Source organism: Anoxybacillus sp. (assembly GCF_036834105.1).
Lineage (GTDB): Bacteria > Bacillota > Bacilli > Bacillales > Anoxybacillaceae > Anoxybacillus.
Genome location: NZ_DAITON010000151.1, coordinates 1 through 4,896, shown reverse-complemented (window position 1 = coordinate 4,896; position 4,896 = coordinate 1). Strand labels below are relative to the sequence as shown.

Sequence of the window (4,896 nt, the reverse complement as noted above, 5' to 3'; positions counted from 1 at the left end):
ATGCGGCGTAACACCTCATCTGGATGTTGTAAGACGTACTGTTCAAAGCGAGTAATGGATTGGGCAATGTCATTTTGATCCTTGTGAAAAACGTTGGCAATCACCTCATCTTTCAACCACTTCCATAACCGTTCAATCGGGTTTAACTGTGGAGAATACGGTGGCAAAAAGATGAAATGAAAAGCAGCACCTTCCTCGCCATCAAGAAAGGCTTGTACCATCTTGGCATGATGAATACGCGCATTGTCTAACACAAGCACGATGAATCGATCGGCATATTTCTCTTTCAATCGGCGCAAAAAGTCGAGGAAGGTTTCGGCATTGGCGGATGATGCACGATGAAACACCACATCGCCTTGTTGAACATCGACGGCGCCAAAAATAGAAACGTGGGCGTGGTGACCGTAGCTTGGCACTTGTTTTTGATTTCCTACTTCTGCCCATGTCGTACGTAGCGCTTGATAAGCACGAACGTGTGTCTCATCCACATAAAACAGCGTGACATTCTCGGTAATTAGTTTTTTTTTATAAATTCAAGTTCTTTTTGAAAGGCAGCTTGACGCTTGGCGTCTCCTTTGACTAGCTTGTAAGTCGGACGTGTCCATGACAAACGAAGACGATGCAACAACTTACGAATGCCTTCACGTGACATCGAAACGCCATAGGTATGTTGGATGTAAGATTGTAAAATGCGCGTGTTCCATGATGAAGCGATGCCCCAGCCAGCATCCACAGGTGTGGTGGTTAACACGAGTTGTCTAATTTCTTGTTGTTGTTCTTCCGTAAGAAACGGCACACGGCCAGGCGGCAACCGACGATCGAGTAGATGATCGAGCCCACCTTGATTAAACCGCGCAACGTAGAGGGCAACGGATTGACGGCACAGATTGACCATTTTGGCCACATCTTTACCGAGATGACCTTCCATGACAAGACGAACAGCGGTCACCCGAACACGAAGAGAAGCATCTTTGATTTTCCGTTCTTGTTTCCGAAGGGTTCGAGGCGTCCAGCCGTGATCATTTGTGATTTTCAGACGTTTCATGTCCTTTCCGCTCCTTTTACACATGAGTATTTAGGAGCAGTATAGCCATGAAAAAATGTGTTCATACAGAAGTCATCGTTTTAAAGTGCATGTATATAAAATGAGACCAAAACATGAAGTTGAGATATGGTTTTCTTCCATACATGAAACCATATGCGCATGATGATGCTGTACAGCTACAATGTCGGCATCCCATTGTTTTGCGATGTTCCACGTTTCGTAGTTTGGGTGTAAATCAACAGCAATAATTTTAGGTGTTACTCCCATCCACGTGCGTAAATGTTCGTATTCTCTCTCAAAATGTTCGATTACTTCTACATGTTCTAAATCGCCTATATGGGGCCCTAAAAAAATTTGCTGGTGTCTCCCGAACGCAAATACATTTTTTTGCTGCCCACCAAGCGCTACAATCTCATGTACATCTTGCTTTGTCCATAATGGATCTGGAACGAAGCCACGCGCCCGTCGAATGAAATGGGTGTTCCCATTTTCTATTTGGACAACAGAATCATCAAGCGGATGTACAATTGGGCGATTATGAACGAGAAAATAATCCGCAATGTTTTGCAAATCACAAAAAGCCCGTTCATCTTCGTATATGATCGGTGCTCCTGAACGATTAGCACTTGTCATGACAAGGACAGGTAATTGATCATCCAACAATAAATGATGGAGGGGAGTGTACGGCAACATCACCCCAACCGTTTGTAACCCAGGAGCGACCGACGAAGCAATCATTGTGTTTTTTCTTTGTTTAACAACAACGATCGGGGCTTCCGGCGAGGTTAACAATTGTTTTTCTTCCTCCGTTACGTCACATAATTGTTCTACAATGTCAACAGAAGCAGCCATCACAGCCAACGGTCGATTTGGCCGTTGTTTTCGCATTCTTAATTGTTGAACAGCCCTTTCATTTGTCGCATCACATGCTAAGTGATATCCGCCTAAGCCTTTAATCGCAACAATTGCCCCGGCTTGAATATACGCCCTCGCCTGCTCGATCGCATCCCCCTGTACCATTTTTCCATCACGGTTTCGTAGCATGATAGAAGGACCACACGTTGGACAAGCAATAGGCTGAGCGTGATGGCGACGATTCATAGGATCGTTATATTCCTCGTTACATCGTTTACACATTGGAAATGAATGCATCGATGTAAACGGGCGGTCATAAGGTAGCTGTTCAATAATCGTGTAGCGTGGGCCGCATTGTGTACAATTAATGAACGGGTAACGATATCGATGATCATTTGGATCATACATTTCTCGCAAACAATCATTACAAACAGCTGTGTCGATCGGAATAACGAGCGAAGAACTTCCCGTTCGTTCGCTCGGAATAATGGAGAAATCGTTACATGCTTGCCATTGGGCTGCAGTCACAATCATTTCATCAATACGGGATAGTCGCGGGGCTTCTACCGGTAAAGAGTGAATAAATTGATCGACTGCGTAAGCATCCCCTTCAATATGAATAAAGACCCCGTCCATATTGTTTTGTACAATTCCTTTTACGTTATAACGCTTTGCGAGTGCGAAAATAAAAGGACGGAAGCCAACTCCTTGCACTCGTCCTTTCACCGTAATATTCACTGCTTTTTGCATCGGGCAACCCCTTCCCGAATCCAATGTAACCATTCATCCATACCCTCGCCAGTTTTTGCAGATACCGTCAATAACCTAGACTGTGGGTTAATACACGATAAATCTTCTTTTGCTTGCTCTATGTTAAAATCAAGATACGGCAATAAATCTATTTTATTCAATAAAACGAGCTCAGTTCGCATAAACATTGTCGGATATTTCGGGATTTTATCATTCCCTTCTGGTATGCTTAATACAGCCACCTTATGTTGCTGTCCTAAATCATAACCGGAGGGACAAACAAGATTCCCAACGTTTTCAATAAATAAAATATCGAGATGTTCAAAATTAAATTGGGGTAAAACAGCTGCAACCATGCGAGCGTCTAAATGACATCCTCCGTGCGTATTAATTTGCACAGCTTGCGCACCAAGAGCCCGAATACGCTCCGCATCTTTTTCTGTCGCTAAGTCCCCCTCGATGACACCAATACGAAATTCATCGGCTAACGCCTCAATCGTTTTTTCTAAAATCGTTGTCTTTCCTGCTCCTGGAGAGCTCATTATATTGATGACAAGCGTATTCGTTTCTTCGAACAATTGACGGTTAAACGCAGCCGCTCGGTTATTGTTTGTTAACACATCAACTTCCAATGTAATTCTCATGTTGTTAAACTCCCTTCATATACTAGAATGCGAAATGTTTCCCCTGCTACAATGTTTCCACTCGGAAGCAAGCATGTTGGACATTGCGTAATTTTTGTAGCTGGTTCATATTCTTTTCCGCAAATTGCACAAATTGCTCTCGCTCTTTCCGTATGGATAATCAATTCAGCATCTGACGTTAAGCAATTATCCGCCTGCACTTTATACACATCAAATGCAAACTGTAATGCATCTGGGAGCACATTACTTAACGTACCAACTAACAATTCTACTTTTTTTACTTGTTTCATCTCTTTGCTTCGGGCATCTTGCTCAATCAAATGAACGATTTCTCCCATCAACGCCATCTCATGCATACGAATCCCCTTCTATTTGCACATACCATTCATCTCCTTCTTGTTTTGTTTGGAGAATTGGCATATGCAACGTTCCTTCTTGTGACAATACGTACCATTCACGATCACAGTACAAGCAAATGAAACGATGATCTTGCTCGATATAATGTGGCACCACATGACAGTGCGAACAAATCGCTTTTCTTGCATGTAATGTTCCGTCATGTTTATAAACGACAATCGGAATGCGGGCAACGGTTTTCATTTCAACGCCATGTACATCATCGCACGAGCCAATGGAATGCCACGTGCGATGACTAAAAAACAATGTTTTCACTTTTTCCACCTCATCTTCTAATATCGGGGCAGAAGCTTCTTTCACCGTTTCCATTAAACTATTGCGCATCATCTTTAAAAATTGGAGACGGTTCATGGAGTGTGACACCACTCTTCTATTTGACGCACGACTCGCCCGACAACATATGGAAGTTGTGCTTGCACAACAGGAGATAAATCTAAGCCAAGAGCTAAAGAAGCAGGTTGAACCCCAAACAACACCATTTGTTTTGGAATGGTTTGGCGTAGTTTTGCAGCTAATAACACTTCTTGAAAACCAAGTTGATGAATGGACATTTTTATTCCGAAATAAGCTGGAATTTCATCATCGAATAATGTAATAATCGTTCCCGCTTCTTCTCCTGCATTGACAGCATCTACAATCGCTAAATACTCCGTCTCTTCGATTGTTCCAAGTAGCCTCATTCCATCGGTTGAACCTTCAATCACTTCAACATCTTCGTATGAAGACAATTTTTCCTCTAGTAACGGCAAAATATGAATACCGACACCTTCATCAGAATACAATAAATTCCCAATTCCAAGGACGGTTATTTTTTTATTTTTCATCGTGTTCACCCAATGCTTCTTTTTTTCTCTCTATTTTATAGCCAGTAAAAATGGATGACATCGTTCCGTTTCGTTGCAAATAGTCTTCACGAAACGCCATGTACACGTGTACAACAGTAAAAATGATAAATCCCCATGCAACGAGATGATGCCACGAACGAACAGAATAGCTATCGCCGCCAAATAAATGGGCAACCCACATAAACATTTTTCCGTAAATGGACTCAGGTTGCGGCTCGAATAATAAATAATATCCTGTAAGCATCATAATAATTGAGCCTAATCCAATGAAAATCCAATAGCTTAATTGAGCGAGCGGATTATGTCCGATATAATGTTTTTTGTTATTTTTCATAAATAA

Annotated in this window: 8 protein-coding genes; all 8 read right to left on the bottom strand. The window is 42.2% G+C overall.

Annotation, left to right across the window (positions count from 1 at the left end):
* Positions 1-488 (bottom strand): IS630 family transposase (locus V7Z64_RS11750; protein ID WP_334110503.1); only part of this gene is annotated, 488 nt, incomplete at its 3' end.
* Between the two features lie 26 nt (positions 489-514).
* Positions 515-1,045 (bottom strand): helix-turn-helix domain-containing protein, encoded by a 531-nt coding sequence (locus V7Z64_RS11745; protein WP_006324127.1) that lies wholly within the window; start codon positions 1,043-1,045, stop codon positions 515-517.
* A 72-nt stretch (positions 1,046-1,117) separates the two neighbouring features.
* Positions 1,118-2,650 carry a carbamoyltransferase HypF gene (hypF, locus tag V7Z64_RS11740; protein ID WP_334110500.1) on the bottom strand — a complete coding sequence of 511 codons (1,533 nt, stop codon included), beginning with the start codon at positions 2,648-2,650 and terminating at the stop codon, positions 1,118-1,120.
* Positions 2,635-3,294 (bottom strand): hydrogenase nickel incorporation protein HypB, encoded by a 660-nt coding sequence (gene hypB / locus V7Z64_RS11735; RefSeq protein WP_297987197.1) that lies wholly within the window; start codon positions 3,292-3,294, stop codon positions 2,635-2,637. The genes hypF and hypB overlap by 16 nt, the downstream gene beginning before the upstream one ends.
* Positions 3,291-3,650 (bottom strand): hydrogenase maturation nickel metallochaperone HypA/HybF, encoded by a 360-nt coding sequence (locus tag V7Z64_RS11730; protein ID WP_297987196.1) that lies wholly within the window; start codon positions 3,648-3,650, stop codon positions 3,291-3,293. Before V7Z64_RS11730 ends, hypB begins: the two co-directional genes overlap by 4 nt.
* Positions 3,643-4,062 (bottom strand): Rieske 2Fe-2S domain-containing protein, encoded by a 420-nt coding sequence (locus tag V7Z64_RS11725; RefSeq protein WP_297987195.1) that lies wholly within the window; start codon positions 4,060-4,062, stop codon positions 3,643-3,645. The genes V7Z64_RS11730 and V7Z64_RS11725 overlap by 8 nt, the downstream gene beginning before the upstream one ends.
* Complete coding sequence (locus tag V7Z64_RS11720; RefSeq protein ID WP_297987194.1) at positions 4,059-4,535, bottom strand: HyaD/HybD family hydrogenase maturation endopeptidase; 477 nt, start codon at positions 4,533-4,535, stop codon at positions 4,059-4,061. The genes V7Z64_RS11725 and V7Z64_RS11720 overlap by 4 nt, the downstream gene beginning before the upstream one ends.
* The coding region (locus V7Z64_RS11715; protein WP_297987193.1) for a cytochrome b/b6 domain-containing protein at positions 4,525-4,896 on the bottom strand (372 nt) is incomplete at its 5' end. The genes V7Z64_RS11715 and V7Z64_RS11720, both read right to left, overlap by 11 nt.

Bases quoted from the DNA above. Each gene is read 5' to 3' on its own strand.
- V7Z64_RS11745 (WP_006324127.1), bottom strand. From the start codon at position 1,045: ATGAAACGTCTGAAAATCACAAATGATCACGGCTGGACGCCTCGAACC.
- hypF (WP_334110500.1), bottom strand. From the start codon at position 2,650: ATGCAAAAAGCAGTGAATATTACGGTGAAAGGACGAGTGCAAGGAGTT.
- hypB (WP_297987197.1), bottom strand. From the start codon at position 3,294: ATGAGAATTACATTGGAAGTTGATGTGTTAACAAACAATAACCGAGCG.
- V7Z64_RS11730 (WP_297987196.1), bottom strand. From the start codon at position 3,650: ATGCATGAGATGGCGTTGATGGGAGAAATCGTTCATTTGATTGAGCAA.
- V7Z64_RS11725 (WP_297987195.1), bottom strand. From the start codon at position 4,062: ATGAACCGTCTCCAATTTTTAAAGATGATGCGCAATAGTTTAATGGAA.
- V7Z64_RS11720 (WP_297987194.1), bottom strand. From the start codon at position 4,535: ATGAAAAATAAAAAAATAACCGTCCTTGGAATTGGGAATTTATTGTAT.